The sequence below is a fragment of the Corynebacterium sp. NML180780 genome (assembly GCF_007786415.1).
GTDB lineage: Bacteria > Actinomycetota > Actinomycetes > Mycobacteriales > Mycobacteriaceae > Corynebacterium > Corynebacterium gottingense.
This window is the reverse complement of record NZ_VNKN01000002.1, coordinates 87,708-102,782: the sequence shown is the minus strand read 5'-3', so window position 1 is coordinate 102,782 and position 15,075 is coordinate 87,708. Positions and strand designations below refer to the sequence as shown.

Below are 15,075 nucleotides of genomic sequence, written 5' to 3'. Positions count from 1 at the left end.
TGGGGTTAGCCCACCGATCCTTCCATTTGCAGCTCGATGAGACGGTTCAGTTCAAGGGCGTACTCCATCGGGAGCTCCTTGGCGATCGGCTCGACAAAGCCGCGCACGATCATAGCCATTGCTTCTTCCTCCGGAATGCCGCGGCTCATGAGGTAGAACAGCTGCTCCTCGGAGACCTTGGAAACCTTCGCCTCGTGGCCGAGGGTGACTCGGTCATTACGAATGTCGTTGTAGGGGTACGTGTCGGAACGGGAGATGTCGTCCACCAGCAGGGCGTCGCACTCCACGTTGGAGGTGGAGTGGTGCGCGTTCGCGTTCACCTGAATCAGGCCGCGGTACGCGGAACGTCCGCCGCCGCGAGCCACGGACTTGGACACCACGGACGAGGAGGTGTGCGGTGCCATGTGGGTCATCTTCGCGCCGGTGTCCTGGAACTGGCCCTCACCCGCAAACGCGACGGAAAGGACCTCGCCACGCGCGTGCTCACCAGTCATCCACACGGCCGGGTACTTCATGGTCACCTTCGAGCCGATGTTGCCGTCGACCCATTCCATGGTGGCGCCCTCTTCGGCCTTCGCGCGCTTGGTCACCAGGTTGTACACGTTGCCGGACCAGTTCTGGATCGTGGTGTAGCGGCAGCGGCCGCCCTTCTTCACGATGATCTCCACGACCGCGGAGTGCAGGGAGTCCGACTTGTAGATCGGGGCGGTGCAGCCCTCGACGTAGTGGACGTACGCGTCCTCATCCACGATGATCAGAGTGCGCTCGAACTGGCCCATGTTTTCAGTGTTGATGCGGAAGTAGGCCTGCAGCGGGATGTCCACGTGGACCCCCGGCGGAACGTAGATAAAGGAACCACCAGACCAGACAGCGGAGTTCAGTGCCGAGAACTTGTTGTCGCCGGCCGGAATCACCGTGCCGAAGTGCTCCTTGAACAGCTCCTCGTGCTCGCGCAGCGCGGTATCGGTGTCGACGAAGATAACGCCCTTCTCCTCCAGGTCCTCGCGGATCTGGTGGTAGACCACCTCGGACTCGTACTGAGCCGCAACGCCGGCGACGAGACGCTGCTTCTCCGCCTCAGGAATACCGAGCTTGTCGTAGGTGTGCTTAATGTCCTCCGGAAGATCGTCCCACGAGGCCGCCTGCTCCTCCGTGGAGCGCACGTAGTACTTAATGTTGTCGAAGTCGATGTCGGAGAGGTCTGCGCCCCAGGTCGGCATCGGCTTCTTGTCAAAGATGTCGAGCGCCTTGAGGCGCTGGTTGAGCATCCATTCCGGCTCGTTCTTGATCCCGGAGATGTCCTTGACAACGTCCTTGTTCAGACCGCGCCGTGCGGAGGCGCCGGCCACATCGGAGTCGTGCCAGCCGTAGCTGTAGGCGCCGATGGAGTCGATGATCTCATCATCATTCATCGGCTTGTCCAGGCCGGGTGCGGGGTTAGCTTTCGTCATAGTCTCCGCTCCTTTCGTTTATGGTTCCCGCCGCCGTAGCGGTAGCGGCGAGTGGAATGTTGGTTGTGCAGATGCCGTTGCCGTCTGCGATCAGCGCGAGCGGCTGCACGTGTTTGCCCACCAGAGCCGAGATCGCCTCGTGCTCTGCCTCGCAGATCTCCGGGTGCGCGGACGCAACCTCGGAGACTGGGCAGTGGTGCTGGCACAACTGGATTCCGTTGCCAACGGCGCTCACCGTTGCCGCGTACCCATGTTGATCAAGCACCTCGGCGACAGCTTCAACGGTAGCCTGCGTGCGCGCCGCCTCGCTGTCTCCTTTCGGCGATGTGTGGGCCCCGGAGGCCCCGTCGACACCCCGGAGGATCTTGTCAATCCGGGCGCGGGCAAAATCGCGCACGGCCGCCTCACCCCCGAGTGTCTTAATCATTTCGACGGCCTCGACCGCGAGGTCGTCATATTGCGTGCCAAATGAGCGCCGCCCGCTGTCAGTGAGCCGGAAGTGCTTGGCAGGTCTCCCCCGCGTCGCTTCTTCTCCGGCGATGGCGCGCGGACCGCACGTCTCCGCCAGTTCCGACTCAATGAGTTTGTCAAGGTGGCGGCGCACACCGGCGGCGGAAAGGCCTAATTGCGCGGCTATGTCGGTGGCGGTCACCGGGCCAAGCGTGAGAAGAGCGCGCATGACTTCGCCGCGGGTATCGCTCCCCGCAGCGTGGTGCTGCTCGGCCATTGCTTCACCTCAGCTTCCGTGTCGCTCGACGTCTCCGCGAATTCCGGTGACAAAAGGACGATCCTTTCGCCTTTACACAACACTAGTGTTTCCAAAATATTTCCGCTGCGGCGGGTCCCCAGCGTGTCGCAAAGCATTGCCGCTCTTCGAGCACCCGGGCCTTAGAATGCGTGATGTGACCCCTGCACGCCACGCCCCCGAGACCACGCGGCCGTCCACGCTTGTCGACGCCCTGCCCCGATTCGGTGCGCCCGGCTCCCGCTCAGCCGCGCTGCACCGCGCTGGGATTTCGGACGAGGGGGTTCGCGCGTCCGTCGTTGAGCTCAACCGCTTCGCACTCCTTCGCTGGTTGGGTGCGGTCGGCACGCTCCTGATCGGCCTCGGTGGGCTGGGCGGCGGCGCGCTGCCCGTGGTGGACAACCCCTGGTTCGACCTCCCCGGCGGCGCGTTTATGGGGAGGATGCTGCAAGCCTCGTCCTCCCTCGTGCTCATCGGAGTCGGTTGCCTCGTGGTCGCGTGGCTGCTCATGGGGCCGTTTGTCGGTGCCGGGTCCAATCACGCGCGAATCAGCGCCCGGGTGGTGTTTCGGACCTTTCTTGTGTGGGCGGCGCCCCTGCTGCTCACCGCGCCCTTGTTCACCCAGGACATCTACTCCTACCTCGCCCAGGGATCCATCGTTCGGCAAGGGCTGGACCCCTACGCCGCGGGCCCCGTCGAGCTGCTGGGCACCGAGGACCGGCTCGCCCGATCCGTCCCGTTCATTTGGGCACACTCCCCCAGCCCGTACGGCCCCGTTGCGCTCGGGATTGCTTCCGCGGTGTCATGGATCACCCAGGATTCGATCTACTTCGGGGTTCTGTGCCACCGCGTCTTGTCGCTCGCGGGCGTGGTAGCCGCGGCGTGGGGTATCCGCGCGCTGGCCCGGCGGTGCGGCGTACATGGCGCGACCGCACTCTGGCTGGGGGTCTTGAACCCGCTGGCAATCCTGCACCTCATTGCCGGCATCCACAACGAGTCGATCATGCTCGGGTTCCTTCTCGTCGGTATGGAGGTAGGGCTACGGGCTATCGACGCGCTTGCGGCCGGCGGGCAGCGGCGTCGGGGGTGGGCGCTGTTCCTCCTCTCGGGGGCGCTCCTGTCCTGCGGCGGGCTGGTCAAGGTCACCGGGTTCATCGCCCTCGGGTTTACGGGCATGGCGCTGGCGCGGGTGTGGGCGCGAGGTGGGGGCAAGCGGGCGTCGATAAGCGCAATCTGCACCGCGGCCCTCGTCCAGGCGGGGTGCCTTGCGGTGACGGCTGGGCTGATCTCCTGGTTCACCGGAATCGGGCTTGGGTGGGTCACCGGGCAAGGCGGCGCGGCGACGATCCGCAGCTGGCTGTCGCTGACCACGGACATCGGCGTGATCAGCGGTGTTACGGGGATGCTGCTGCAGCTGGGCGATCACACGGAGGCGATCTTGGGCATCACGCGCGGCGTGGGGCTCCTCGTGGCCGGCGCGTTCCTCGTGCGCATGCTCTGGGCGACATTCCGCGGCTCCATCCACCCTGTCGGCGGGCTGGGTGTGGCAACGCTCGTCCTCGTCCTGCTCTTCCCAGTGGTTCACCCCTGGTATCCGCTCTGGGGGATCCTGCCGCTCGCGGCGTGGGCGAATCGCTTCTTCTTCCGGGCTGCCGTCGCGATCTACTCTGCGCTTTTTAGCTTCTTGGTGCTGCCGCGCGGGCTCGCGCTGCCGCCGGGGACCGTCGCGACGATTTATCTCGCTGCCGCGGTGTGGTTTGCGGTCATGTGCGCCGCAGCGTGGTTCTGGTACCGCCGTACGGCCGGGAGAGGTCTACACTAACCAACCATGCCAAGCATGGAACCTGAAGCCCTCGTGCTCAACGAGGTAGTCAAGCAATTCGGGCCCAAGCGCGCAGTCGACGAGGTCTCATTCACCGCTCAACGCGGCGAGCTTCTCGCGCTGCTGGGGCCAAACGGGGCGGGCAAGACCACCACCATCGAGATGTGTGAGGGGTTCACGCAGCCGACCTCCGGGTCCATCCGAGTCTTAGGGTACGACCCCGCGACCGAGCCACAGCGGGTTCGAGACCGCATCGGCATCATGCTCCAGGGCGGCGGATCATACTCCGGGGTCAAGGTGCGGGAGATGCTGCACCTCGCGGCGTCCTACAACGAGGACCCGCACGACCCCGACTGGCTCATCGAGCTGCTCGGGCTCGAGGGGGTAGCGTCAACGACGTACCGCAGACTTTCCGGCGGGCAGCAGCAGCGACTCTCCCTCGCCCTGGCCATTATCGGCAGGCCCGAGCTCCTCTTCCTCGACGAACCCACCGCAGGCATGGACGCGCAGTCCCGGCTCGCGGTGTGGGAGCTGGTCAATGCGATGAAGCGCGATGGCACCACGATCGTGCTGACCACCCACCTGATGGACGAGGCCGAATCGCTGGCAGACCGCGTGGTCATTGTGGATCGGGGGCGCGTCGTTGCCACCGGCGAGCCGGCGGAGCTCACCTCCCACGAGGACTACCCGCTCGTATCGTTCGGAACCGCGCAAGCGCTGGACTTGGAAACGTTCAACGACTCGCTGCGCGCGTTCGGCGCTGCGGACCGAGAAGCGGAAAACGTCAGGCCGCTCTCCTACCGCGTGCGCGGCGACGGCAGCCCCCAGCTGGTTGAGGCCATCGCGCACGCCGCGGCCCAGCAGGATGTCCTGCTGCGCGAACTCAGCGTGTCGCATCGAAACCTTGAGGACGTCTTCCTCGACATCACCGGCCGAGAGCTGCGCAGCTAGCGCAGACCGTTACTTGAAAACTTAGAGGAGGTACACCATGACGACAGCCCATGATGCACAGCTGCACCGATCCCAGGACGGTCCAGCCCCCAATCCCAAGCTCGCGCCGGGCACGTTTACTCCCCGCCCGCAGCGCGCCTCCGTGGCCGCAATGGCGGTCGCCCAGGGGCGGATCGAGGCGAAGCTCATGCTGCGCCACGGCGAGCAGCTGCTGCTCAACCTGGTCATCCCCGCGGCGCTGCTCGTGGCGGCAGCGATCGTTCCAGTCTTCGGCGATACCGACTTCCATCAGCTGGTGCCGATGGTCTTCGCCGTCGCCACCACAAGCGCGGGCTTTACTGGCCAGGCCATCGCTCTAGCGTTTGACCGCCGCTACGGTGCGCTGAAGCGAACCGGCGCTTCCGGGGTGCCGCCGTGGACCATCATCGCTGGAAAAATCATCGGCGTCCTGGCCACCGTTGCGGTGCAGATCATCGTCCTGGGCGCGCTCGCCGTTGCGCTGGGATGGCGCGTCAGTGTGCTCGGCGCCCTATGCGGCCTGATCACCCTGCTGGTCGGCGTCGCCGCGTTCACAGCAATGGGACTGTTCATGGGAGGCACACTCAGCTCCGAGCTGGTCCTAGCTCTGGCAAACCTCATCTGGCTTGTCCTCATGGGCGTGCTCGGGTGGGTGCAGTACAGCGGTGACGTCGGAGACGCCGGCTGGTGGAACGCGGTCCCCACGGTGGCGCTCGCTGGCGCCCTGACCAAGGCGCTCGAGCTTTCTTTCCACTGGCAGGCGTGGCTGTCGCTCGTGTGCTGGGCTGGGGCGGCCATGGCGGCCGCGGCCCGCTGGTTCCGCTTCGAGGGGTAGCTCCTGTGGCGCACCGCTGCGGAGCTCAACTCGCTCCACGCCCAATCGGATCTCGGAGTTTGGGGCGTCATGCGTTAAGCTGAAGCAGTCATTTCTCAAACTAAAGTTGCACTGCAAAACTGCACACGTGAAAGGGAGCGCGCCTCGTGTCTTCTCCGCAGTTGGGGTCTCCCCAGACTGAGCACAACTCCAGCCACACCACCAGCGATTCGGCACAGGCCGTGGATGCACCAAAGGGGGCATCGCTCAAGGTGCAGCGCATTCTGGCCATGATCCTGTTGCTGTGCCAGGGCGGCATCACCGTCACAGGTTCGCTCGTCCGCGTCACCGGCTCCGGCCTGGGTTGTGATACCTGGCCGATGTGCCACCAGGGCTCGCTCGTCCCTGTCGCGGGGTCGGCTCCGTGGATCCACCAGCTCATCGAGTTTGGCAACCGCACGCTCACCTTCGTTGTTGCCGCAGCATCCATCGCTGTCCTCGTCGCGGTCGTCCGCACGGGTCGTCGCTCCGGTATCAAGTCGCTCGCAGCCGTCTCACTCGGCGGCGTCGTCCTGCAGGCCATCATCGGCGGCATCTCCGTCCTCCTGGACCTGAAGTGGTGGGCCGTCGCCGTGCACTTCCTGCCCTCGATGGTGCTGGTCGCCGTCGCCGCCGTGCTCTACATGCGCATTGCGGAGCCGGATGATGTCGCCCCGACGAGGCGCGTCCCCAAGGCCGCCGTGACCTGGGCGATCATCGCCGCCATCGCGCTAGTATTCGTCCTGGTGACGGGCACCATGGTCACCGGCTCCGGTCCGCACGCCGGCGACGCCACCGCCGGTTTGGAGGGCCGCCTCGAGATGGACACCAGGGTCCTTGCGTACGTCCACGCAATCTGCCTGTACCTCTACCTCATTGCCACGCTGGTCACCGTGTACAAGCTGCGCCGCCACAAGGCGCCGAGCGACGCGATGCGCACCGCCCTCGTCCTCATCGTGCTCATCCTGATCCAGTGGGCGATCGGCGTCATCCAGTTCAGGCTCGGCGTCCCGCGCTGGACCATCCCGGCGCACATCGCAATGTCGTCCACCGTCGTCGCGTTTACCGCCTTCCTGTGGGCGCACAGTTCGCGTCGTCTCCCCACACTCGTCTAACCTCCCACGCACACCGCGCCCGCCGGGGTACGCTTTGGCTATGCACGCCATCATCAGCGATTCCCCCGGCGGGCCGTTCCGTTTCACTCGCGTCGATCCCCCAGTTCCCACACCCGAGCAAGTGCTTATCGACGTCACCTACGCCCACGTCCAACGCGACCCCACTCCCGCCCCCGGCACCGGCATCCCCGGTGCTGCAGGATGCGGGCGCGTGGCTCACGACCCTGTCGGTGAGATCGCCGCTGGCACGCTCGTCGCCTTCTTCGACGCGCAGGGCGCGTACGCAGAGCAGGTTGTCGTCCACCGGGACCGGATCGCCGCCGTCCCGGAATCCATCGACGGTGAGGTCGCCGCGTGCATGCTCGCTCCCGGCATACTGGCGCACGCACTCCTCCACGGCGTCCGCGACACCACGGACGGCGACACCATGGTGGTCACAGGCGGAGGCGGCGAGCTCGGCCTCGCCGTGACCCAGCTGGCAGCGGGATTGGGCGGCACGGTGTTTTCAGTGGTCTCAACGGCACACGAGGAGGAATTGGCGTACGACGCCGGCGCGACCGGCGTCTTCCGCTACTTCCCTGACGCGGCGCAACGTATTTGCGAGGCCAACAGCGGCAGCGGCGTCGACGTCGTTATCGAGGCGTCACAACCGCCTCTGCCCGAGGCGCTCCACCCCTTCGACCTGGCGCTGCAGGCCTGCCGACCGCTTGGCCTGATCTGCGCCGTCGGCGGCTCGGTGCTCGCGGCTGGGAGGAGCGCAGACGCGCTCCTGAACGAACTCGACGAGCATGGGGGGCTGTTCCTTACCGCCCCTTCGTTAGACTGGTACACGCGCACTGCGGACGAGTTTCGCTTGCGGTCCCAAGCGGTCACGCGTGCCGTCGAGGATGCGACGCTGCGCTTCCCTATCGGCGGGGTGTTCTCGCTCGCCGAGGCGGACGCCGCGCACGAGGCGCTCGCGGATGCCCAGCGCGTTGGGAGTGTGCTGCTGCGCGCTTAGAAGAGGCCGCCGATCGTCGGCAGGCCGAGCACGGCGTCCACAGAGAGGCCGAGGAAGAGCGCGGCGAGGTAGTTGTTGGACAGGATGAATAGCTTGAGCGGCTTGACGTTCTCGCCGCGGCGCACGCCCTTGTGCAGGCGCGTGGCCATGACGAGGAACGCGGCGCCGGACGCCACCGCCACGACGAGGTAGATCCAGGACGTCGCCGGGACGAGCGCGAGGGAGACGATGACCGTCCACCAGGAGTAGATGACGATCTGGCGCGTCGTCTCCTGCGGGGACGCGATCACCGGCAGCATCGGGACTTCTGCGCGGGCGTAGTCGTCCTTGTACTTCATGGCCAGCGCCCAGGTGTGCGGCGGGGTCCAGAAGAAGATGATGAGGAACATGACGATCGCCTGCCACCAGCGGTCCGGTGAACCGTCGTGCACGTTGTCCCGGATCGCAGCCCAGCCGACGAGGACCGGCATGCAGCCCGCAGCGCCACCCCAGATGACGTTCTGCCAGGTCTTACGCTTCAGCCACTTCGTGTAGATGAAGATATAGAAGAAGTTGGTGAAGATGATGAACAGCGCTGCCAACCATGACCCGCACACGAGCCCGAGCCAGAGCACGCTGACGATGAGCAAGACCCAGGCGAATACCGCAGCGCGGTGTTTGGTCACCTTGGCGCGCACTAGCGGGCGCGCGCGTGTACGACCCATCTTCTGGTCAATGTCGTAGTCAGCGACCATATTGAAGGCGTTGGCAGCGCCCGCGCCCATCCATCCACCGAGCAGGGTCGCCAGGATCAGCCACACGTGGACGGTGCCGCGATCTGCCTGCAGCATCGCGGGGATGGCGGCTACCAAGAGAAGTTCAATGACCCTCGGCTTCGTCAATGCGAAATACGCCTTCACGGTCTCCAAAAACTTCTCCTTACAGCGTGTTGTCCGCGCCGCCGTCGGCGCAACTGCTTCGTGGGCGGCCGTGTTGGGATACGCTCGCAAGCGTCCTGCGGTTTTTCCACCCGTATCATTCCTTTGGATGATGTTAGCCCTAACCTTGCACTGCGCCCAATCGGACACGCACTCCTTACGGCCGGTGTGGGCGGATTGGTGGACGCTCACCGCAGTGACTCAAAATACGCTGCCCGCACACGGCGCACCGCCGGGTGACTACACTAAGACGGGTGCCCGGCCCTTTGCCGGAGCCGAGAAGTAATGCCAACCCAATGAATGAGGAAACTGTGACACAGTCGACGCTGCCCCCGGAACTTCAAGCCATGACCGTCCGGAACTACCCGGACGACTGGACGCAGACCGATACGCGCGCGGTGGACACCGCCAGAATCCTCGCTGCGGATGCTGTTGAGCGCTGCGGATCGGGCCACCCCGGCACCGCTATGTCGCTTGCTCCGTTGGCCTACACGCTCTTCCAGCGCGTCATGCGCCTGGATCCCACCGACCCGCACTGGGTCGGCCGCGACCGCTTTGTCCTGTCAAACGGCCACTCCTCGCTGACCCAGTACGTGCAACTCTACCTCGGCGGCTTCGGCCTGGAGTTGGATGATCTGAAGCAGCTGCGCACCTGGGGCTCCAAGACTCCCGGCCACCCGGAGTACAACCACACCAAGCACGTCGAGATCACCACTGGCCCGCTGGGCCAGGGCCTCGCTTCCGCTGTGGGTATGGCGATGGCCGCGCGCCGCGAGCGCGGGCTGTTCGATCCCGAGGCCCCGGCCGGCCAGAGCCCGTTCGACCACTTCATCTACGTCGTGGCCGGCGACGGCTGCCTGCAGGAGGGCGTGACCTCCGAGGCGTCCTCGCTCGCGGGCACGCAGCAGCTGGGCAACCTCATCCTTTTCTGGGATGACAACCGCATCTCCATCGAGGACGACACCCAGATCGCGTTCACCGAGGATGTGCTCGCCCGCTACGAAGCCTACGGCTGGCAAACCATCACCGTTGAGTCCGGAGAGGACGTCGCAGCAATTGAGCGCGCCGTCGAAGAGGCTAAGGCGGAAACCGCGAAGCCGACCATCATCCGCCTCAAAACGGTGATCGGCTTCCCGGCCCCGAATCTGCAGAACACCGGTGCCGCTCACGGTGCCGCGCTCGGCTCCGAGGAGATCAAGCTGGTCAAGGAAGAGCTCGGCTTTGACACCGACGTCGACTTCCCCGAGGAAGAGGACGTGATCGCCCACACCCGCGCGCTCGCCGAGCGCTCCGCCGCAGTGCGCGAGGAGTGGCAGCAGGGCTTCGATGACTGGGCTGCTCGCAACCCGGAGCGCAAGGCACTGTTCGACCGTCTCTCCGCGCGCGAGCTGCCGGAGAACTGGAAGGCCGAGTTCCCCACCTGGGAGCCCGACGCCAAGGGCCTGGCTACCCGCAAGGCGTCCGAGGCGGCGATCCAAGCCGCTGCGGCCGCGCTCCCGGAGCTGTGGGGCGGCTCCGCTGACCTGGCCGGTTCCAACAACACGCTGATCAAGGGCGCGCCGTCCTTCGGCCCTGAGGCGATCACCACGAACAAGTTCACTGCCGAGCCGTACGGCCGCAACCTCCACTTTGGCATCCGCGAGCACGCGATGGGCGCCATCATGAACGGAATCGCCCTGCACGGCGGCACCCGTGTCTACGGCGGTACCTTCCTGATCTTCTCCGAGTACCTCTACCCCGCCATCCGCGTGGCCGCCCTGTCCGGCATCGACGGCTACTACGTGTTCACCCACGACTCCATCGGCCTCGGCGAGGACGGCCCGACCCACCAGCCGGTAGAGACGCTCACCGCACTGCGCGCTATCCCGGACCTCGCCGTCATCCGCCCGGCGGACGCCAACGAGACCTCGGCTGCGTGGATCGCCGCGCTGGAAGGCCGCGAGCAACCGAAGGCACTCGCCTTGTCGCGCCAGAACCTCCCGGTGCTCGAGGGCACGAAGGAGAAGGCGTTCGAGGGCGTGGCCAAGGGCGGCTATGTGCTTGTCGACGCCACCGCGCCGACCCCCGACGTCATCCTCATCGCCTCCGGCTCGGAGGTGCAGTACGCCGTCGAGGCAGCCAAGCTGCTGGCCGAGGATGGCGTCGCCGCCCGCGTGGTGTCCATGCCGTCCATCGACTGGTTCCTCGAGCAGACCGAGGAGTACCAGCAGCAGGTCCTGCCCAAGGAGGTCAAGGCACGCGTGTCCGTCGAGGCCGGTACCGCGATGCCGTGGCACCGCTTCACGGGCGACCACGGCCGCAACGTCTCCCTCGAGCACTTTGGCGCCTCCGCACCGGGCGCGGAACTCTTCGAGCGCTTCGGCTTCACCACCGAACACGTGCTGCGCGCGGCCCGCGAGTCGATCGAGTCCGCGAAGTCTGCACAGTAGCTCTACCTCTTTACCCACCCACATCGCACACATCCGTTACGCCAGGTCGCAGTCATATCTTTCGACCTGGCGCCCTGGAGAAAGGACCGCACCGTGGCACACGACAACATGGTTGCAACCAACCGCATTTATGACATCGGCACTTCCGTCTGGCTGGATGATCTCTCCCGCGACCTTCTCAACGGTCAGGGGAACTTCGAGACGTTCCTCCTTGAGCGAAACATCCTCGGGATCACTACGAACCCGGCGATCTTCTCCGCGGCAATCTCCGCCGGCGGCGACTATGACCGCCAGCTCGAGGAGCTGCGCAAGGAGGGTGTCTCCGCCGAGGAGGCCGTGTACCGTATGAGCATCGCGGACGTCCAGCAGGCCTGCGACGTTATTGACCCCATCTACCAGGACACCAACGGCCGAGACGGCCGCGTGTCCATCGAGGTCGACCCTCGCTACGCCCACGACGAGGCGAAGACCATTGCGCAAGCGCGCGAGCTGTGGAAGCAGGTCGGCCGCCGCAACGCCATGATCAAGATCCCGGCCACCGACGAGTCGCTGCCGGCAATCACGACGGCCCTGTCCGAGGGCATCAGCGTCAACGTCACGCTGATTTTCTCCGTCGACCGTTACAAGCAGGTCATCGACGCCTACAAGGAGGGCATCAAGCTGGCCGCTAAGAACGGGCACGACGTGGAGCACATCCACTCCGTCGCGTCCTTCTTCGTCTCCCGCATGGACGTCGAGGTGGATAAGCGCCTGGAGACCATCGGTACCGACGAGGCCCTCGCGCTGCGCGGTAAGGCGGGCATCGCCAACGCCCGCCTGGCCTACCGCCTCTTCCTCGACTCCTTCAACGACCTGGACGAGCTCCCGCCGCGGGCAAACAAGCAGCGCCCGCTGTGGGCGTCGACCGGTGTGAAGAACCCCGAGTACCCCAAGAACATGTACGTAGTCGAGCTCGCCGGCCCGGACACGGTCAACACCATGCCGATGGGCACGATTGAAGCCGTCAACGATATGGACGAGCTCAAGGGCGACACCCTGACGCACGGCGACGAAGCGGCGAAGCAGGTCTTCGGCGGCCTGGAGAAGGTCGGCATCGACATGGACGATGTCATCGCGGTGCTGGAGCGCGAGGGCGTGGAGAAGTTCGTCACCGCGTGGCAGGACCTGCTCGACTCCACTGAAACGAAGCTCAACAGCTAACCTCTAAGGGTTCATTTTTCCGGAAGCGGTACGCAAAAGGAGACGCAACAAAGGTGATCGAAGAGAGAGACGCGCAGGTACAGCGGGGGAATCCGCTGCGGTCGGCCGTCGATAAGCGGCTGCCCCGTATTGCCGGACCATCTGGCCTGGTGATTTTCGGGGTCACCGGTGACCTGGCCAGGAAGAAGCTCCTTCCCGCCGTCTACGATCTTGCAAGCCGCGGCCTCCTGCCGGCCGGATTCGCCCTCGTCGGGTTCGGTCGGCGCGACTGGAGCAAGCAGGACTTCGAGGACTACGTCCGCGAGGCGGTCGAGGCGCGCTCGCGAACCAAGTTCAACACCAACGTCTGGAACCGCCTGGCGGAAGGTATTCACTTCGTCTCCGGGGCATTTGACGACGACACCGCGTTCGATCGGCTCGCCACCGTCCTCGCGGAGATGGACCGGAGCCAGGGCACTGCCGGAAACTGGGCGTACTACCTGTCCGTGCCGCCGGAGTTCTTTGCCAACGTGGTCCACCAGCTGGACCGCTGCGGCATGGCCCACCCCGGAGACGGGCAGTGGCGCCGCGTGATCATTGAGAAGCCGTTCGGTCACGACCTCGCCTCGGCGAAGGAACTGAACAAGGTGGTCAACACCGTCTTCCCCGAGCACGCCGTGTTCCGCATCGACCACTACCTGGGCAAGGAAACGGTGCAGAACATCATGGCGCTGCGCTTTTCCAACCAGATGTTTGAGCCGATCTGGAACTCGCACTACATCGACCACGTCCAGATCACCATGGCCGAGGACATCGGGCTGGGCGGCCGCGCCGGGTACTACGACGGCATCGGCGCGGCGCGCGACGTGATCCAAAACCACCTCATCCAGCTCCTCGCGCTCGTGGCGATGGAGGAGCCGACGTCTTTCTCCCCGCACCAGCTGCGCTCGGAGAAGCTCAAGGTGCTGCGCGCGACCTCGCCCACCGGACCGTTCGAGGAGACGACCGCCCGCGGCCAGTACACCGCCGGGCTGCAGGGCTCCGTACCGGTCGTGGGACTGCGCGACGAGGAGGGCTTCGACCCGGACTCCGAGACCGAGACCTTCGCGGCCTGCACTCTGGAGATCAATTCGCGCCGCTGGGCGGGCGTGCCGTTCTACCTGCGCACCGGCAAGCGTCTCGGCCGACGCGTGACCGAGATTGCGTTGGTGTTCAAGCGTCCGCCGTACCAGCCCTTCTACCCTGACCAGACGAACTTGCTCACCAACAACGCCGTGGTGATCCGCATCCAGCCGGACGAGGGCGTGCTCATGCGCTTCGGCTCGAAGGTGCCGGGCGTGGGCCTGGAAGTCCGCGACGTCAACATGGACTTCGCGTACTCGGAGGCGTTCACCGAGCAGTCGCCCGAAGCCTACGAGCGACTCATCCTGGACGCGCTGCTGGATGAATCGAGCCTCTTCCCCACCAACGCCGAGGTGGAGCGGAGCTGGGAGATCCTCGACCCGATCCTCAACTTTTGGGCCCAGCAAGGCCGCCCCGACGAATACGAGGCCGGCACCTGGGGTCCGGCGTCGGCGAACCACATGTTGGAAAAGGACGGCCGCGTCTGGCGGCGCCCCTAAGAAAGGATTTGCGGCTGTGATCATCTCACTCCCGGACACCACCACCAGCCAGATCGCGAACGCGCTGATCCAAGCGCAAGAAAACTTCTCGCTGTCCTCGGGCCGCGTGCTCACCCTCCTCGTCGCCGCGCGCGACACCGAGGATTCCGACACGATCCTCGAGACGGTGCGCGCCGCGACCCGCGAGCACCCCGCCCGCGTGCTCGTGCTATTGCTTGGCGACGAAACCGCGCCCACCAGCATGAACGCCGACCTCATCGTGGCCGCGCATTCGGGCGCGTCCGAAATGGTCGTCATGCGCCTCTTCGGTGACCTCACGCACCACCTCGGCGCCGTGGTCACCCCGCTGCTGCTGCCGGACACGCCGATTGTGGCCTGGTGGCCAAACGAGGCACCGTCCCGCCCGAAGGAGGCGGAGCTGGGCAGTATCGCGCAGCGCCGCATCACCAACGCCCACTCCGACGCCTCCGGGGACCAACTCCGCGCCCGCACGGACGGCTACCAGCCCGGCGACTCCGACCTCGCGTGGTCCCGCATCACCCCGTGGCGCGGGGCCGTCGCTTCCGCGCTGGACCGCTACCACGACGACCCGGTGAAATCCGTCCACATTGACGGTCCTGCTGACGATCCTTCCGTGGACATCGCCGCCGGCTGGCTCGCCGCGTGCCTCAACGTCGACGTGACGCGCGGTACCGGCGACTCCACCAGCGTCTCCACGAACGACTCCGCAGCGCACGGCGCACCCATCACGCGGCTCGCGCTGCATTGTGGCGGGGGCGACGTGGCAATCGAGGTCGTCGACGACAACACGGCCCGCATCACCGTTCCGGGAAGCCCCGACTCCTACGTGGCACTGAGTGCGCGGACCGACGCGGAGTGCCTTGCCGAGGAGCTGCGCCACCTGGACAACGATGTCACCTACGCGCGCGCCCTCCGGGGTCTGGCCAGCGTCACCCGCGCGCGAGAGCAGTAA

At 65.8% G+C, this 15,075-nt stretch carries 12 protein-coding genes; 9 read left to right on the top strand and 3 right to left on the bottom strand.

What is annotated here, in order from left to right; translation table 11 throughout:
* Positions 1 to 5: 5 nt before the first annotated feature.
* Together sufB and FPP74_RS01660 are read right to left on the bottom strand one after the other, a co-directional pair.
* Positions 6 to 1,451 (bottom strand): Fe-S cluster assembly protein SufB, encoded by a 1,446-nt coding sequence (gene sufB, locus FPP74_RS01665; RefSeq protein ID WP_095276483.1) that lies wholly within the window; start codon positions 1,449 to 1,451, stop codon positions 6 to 8.
* Entirely contained in the window at positions 1,438 to 2,178 is a 741-nt protein-coding gene (locus FPP74_RS01660; protein ID WP_095276480.1) for a metalloregulator ArsR/SmtB family transcription factor, read from the bottom strand. The genes sufB and FPP74_RS01660 overlap by 14 nt, the downstream gene beginning before the upstream one ends.
* Before the next feature lie 166 nt (positions 2,179 to 2,344).
* Between FPP74_RS01660 and mptB the strand changes: the two genes are divergently transcribed.
* The 5 genes from mptB to FPP74_RS01635 all read left to right on the top strand — a co-directional run bounded on the left by mptB (position 2,345) and on the right by FPP74_RS01635 (position 7,955).
* The gene (gene mptB / locus FPP74_RS01655; RefSeq protein WP_173783214.1) at positions 2,345 to 4,018 is read left to right on the top strand and encodes a polyprenol phosphomannose-dependent alpha 1,6 mannosyltransferase MptB; all 1,674 of its coding nucleotides are present in this window, start codon (positions 2,345 to 2,347) and stop codon (positions 4,016 to 4,018) included.
* Positions 4,019 to 4,024: 6 nt separating this feature from the next.
* Positions 4,025 to 4,969, top strand: a complete 945-nt coding sequence (locus FPP74_RS01650; protein WP_095276477.1) for an ABC transporter ATP-binding protein — start codon at positions 4,025 to 4,027, stop codon at positions 4,967 to 4,969.
* A 151-nt stretch (positions 4,970 to 5,120) separates the two neighbouring features.
* Positions 5,121 to 5,822 (top strand): ABC transporter permease, encoded by a 702-nt coding sequence (locus FPP74_RS01645; protein ID WP_095276769.1) that lies wholly within the window; start codon positions 5,121 to 5,123, stop codon positions 5,820 to 5,822.
* A gap of 269 nt (positions 5,823 to 6,091) precedes the next feature.
* Positions 6,092 to 6,955 (top strand): heme A synthase, encoded by an 864-nt coding sequence (locus FPP74_RS01640; protein WP_095276767.1) that lies wholly within the window; start codon positions 6,092 to 6,094, stop codon positions 6,953 to 6,955.
* Between the two features lie 40 nt (positions 6,956 to 6,995).
* A complete protein-coding gene (locus FPP74_RS01635) occupies positions 6,996 to 7,955 on the top strand; it encodes a zinc-binding dehydrogenase (protein WP_095276475.1) in 960 nt (319 codons plus the stop codon).
* Here FPP74_RS01635 and FPP74_RS01630 read toward each other — a convergent pair.
* Positions 7,952 to 8,983: a heme o synthase gene (locus tag FPP74_RS01630; protein ID WP_370511785.1), complete on the bottom strand. Its 1,032-nt coding sequence runs from the start codon at positions 8,981 to 8,983 to the stop codon at positions 7,952 to 7,954. The genes FPP74_RS01635 and FPP74_RS01630 overlap by 4 nt on opposite strands.
* A gap of 236 nt (positions 8,984 to 9,219) precedes the next feature.
* Here FPP74_RS01630 and tkt point away from each other — a divergent pair, with 236 nt between their 5' ends.
* The 4 genes from tkt to FPP74_RS01610 all read left to right on the top strand — a co-directional run bounded on the left by tkt (position 9,220) and on the right by FPP74_RS01610 (position 15,075).
* Positions 9,220 to 11,301: a transketolase gene (gene tkt, locus FPP74_RS01625; RefSeq protein WP_144717016.1), complete on the top strand. Its 2,082-nt coding sequence runs from the start codon at positions 9,220 to 9,222 to the stop codon at positions 11,299 to 11,301.
* Between the two features lie 108 nt (positions 11,302 to 11,409).
* On the top strand, positions 11,410 to 12,501 hold the full coding sequence (gene tal / locus FPP74_RS01620) for a transaldolase (RefSeq protein WP_144717017.1): 1,092 nt from the start codon (positions 11,410 to 11,412) through the stop codon (positions 12,499 to 12,501).
* A gap of 53 nt (positions 12,502 to 12,554) precedes the next feature.
* Positions 12,555 to 14,102, top strand: a complete 1,548-nt coding sequence (gene zwf / locus FPP74_RS01615; protein WP_095545763.1) for a glucose-6-phosphate dehydrogenase — start codon at positions 12,555 to 12,557, stop codon at positions 14,100 to 14,102.
* A gap of 16 nt (positions 14,103 to 14,118) precedes the next feature.
* Entirely contained in the window at positions 14,119 to 15,075 is a 957-nt protein-coding gene (locus FPP74_RS01610) for a glucose-6-phosphate dehydrogenase assembly protein OpcA (RefSeq protein WP_144716960.1), read from the top strand.

What these genes read in the sequence shown, in the direction of transcription:
- FPP74_RS01660 (WP_095276480.1), bottom strand. Translation starts at nt 2,178, where the DNA reads ATGGCCGAGCAGCACCACGCTGCGGGGAGCGATACCCGCGGCGAAGTC.
- FPP74_RS01645 (WP_095276769.1), top strand. Translation starts at nt 5,121, where the DNA reads ATGGCGGTCGCCCAGGGGCGGATCGAGGCGAAGCTCATGCTGCGCCAC.
- FPP74_RS01650 (WP_095276477.1), top strand. Translation starts at nt 4,025, where the DNA reads ATGCCAAGCATGGAACCTGAAGCCCTCGTGCTCAACGAGGTAGTCAAG.
- FPP74_RS01635 (WP_095276475.1), top strand. Translation starts at nt 6,996, where the DNA reads ATGCACGCCATCATCAGCGATTCCCCCGGCGGGCCGTTCCGTTTCACT.
- FPP74_RS01640 (WP_095276767.1), top strand. Translation starts at nt 6,092, where the DNA reads ATGATCCTGTTGCTGTGCCAGGGCGGCATCACCGTCACAGGTTCGCTC.
- tkt (WP_144717016.1), top strand. Translation starts at nt 9,220, where the DNA reads ATGACCGTCCGGAACTACCCGGACGACTGGACGCAGACCGATACGCGC.
- sufB (WP_095276483.1), bottom strand. Translation starts at nt 1,451, where the DNA reads ATGACGAAAGCTAACCCCGCACCCGGCCTGGACAAGCCGATGAATGAT.
- tal (WP_144717017.1), top strand. Translation starts at nt 11,410, where the DNA reads ATGGTTGCAACCAACCGCATTTATGACATCGGCACTTCCGTCTGGCTG.
- mptB (WP_173783214.1), top strand. Translation starts at nt 2,345, where the DNA reads ATGCGTGATGTGACCCCTGCACGCCACGCCCCCGAGACCACGCGGCCG.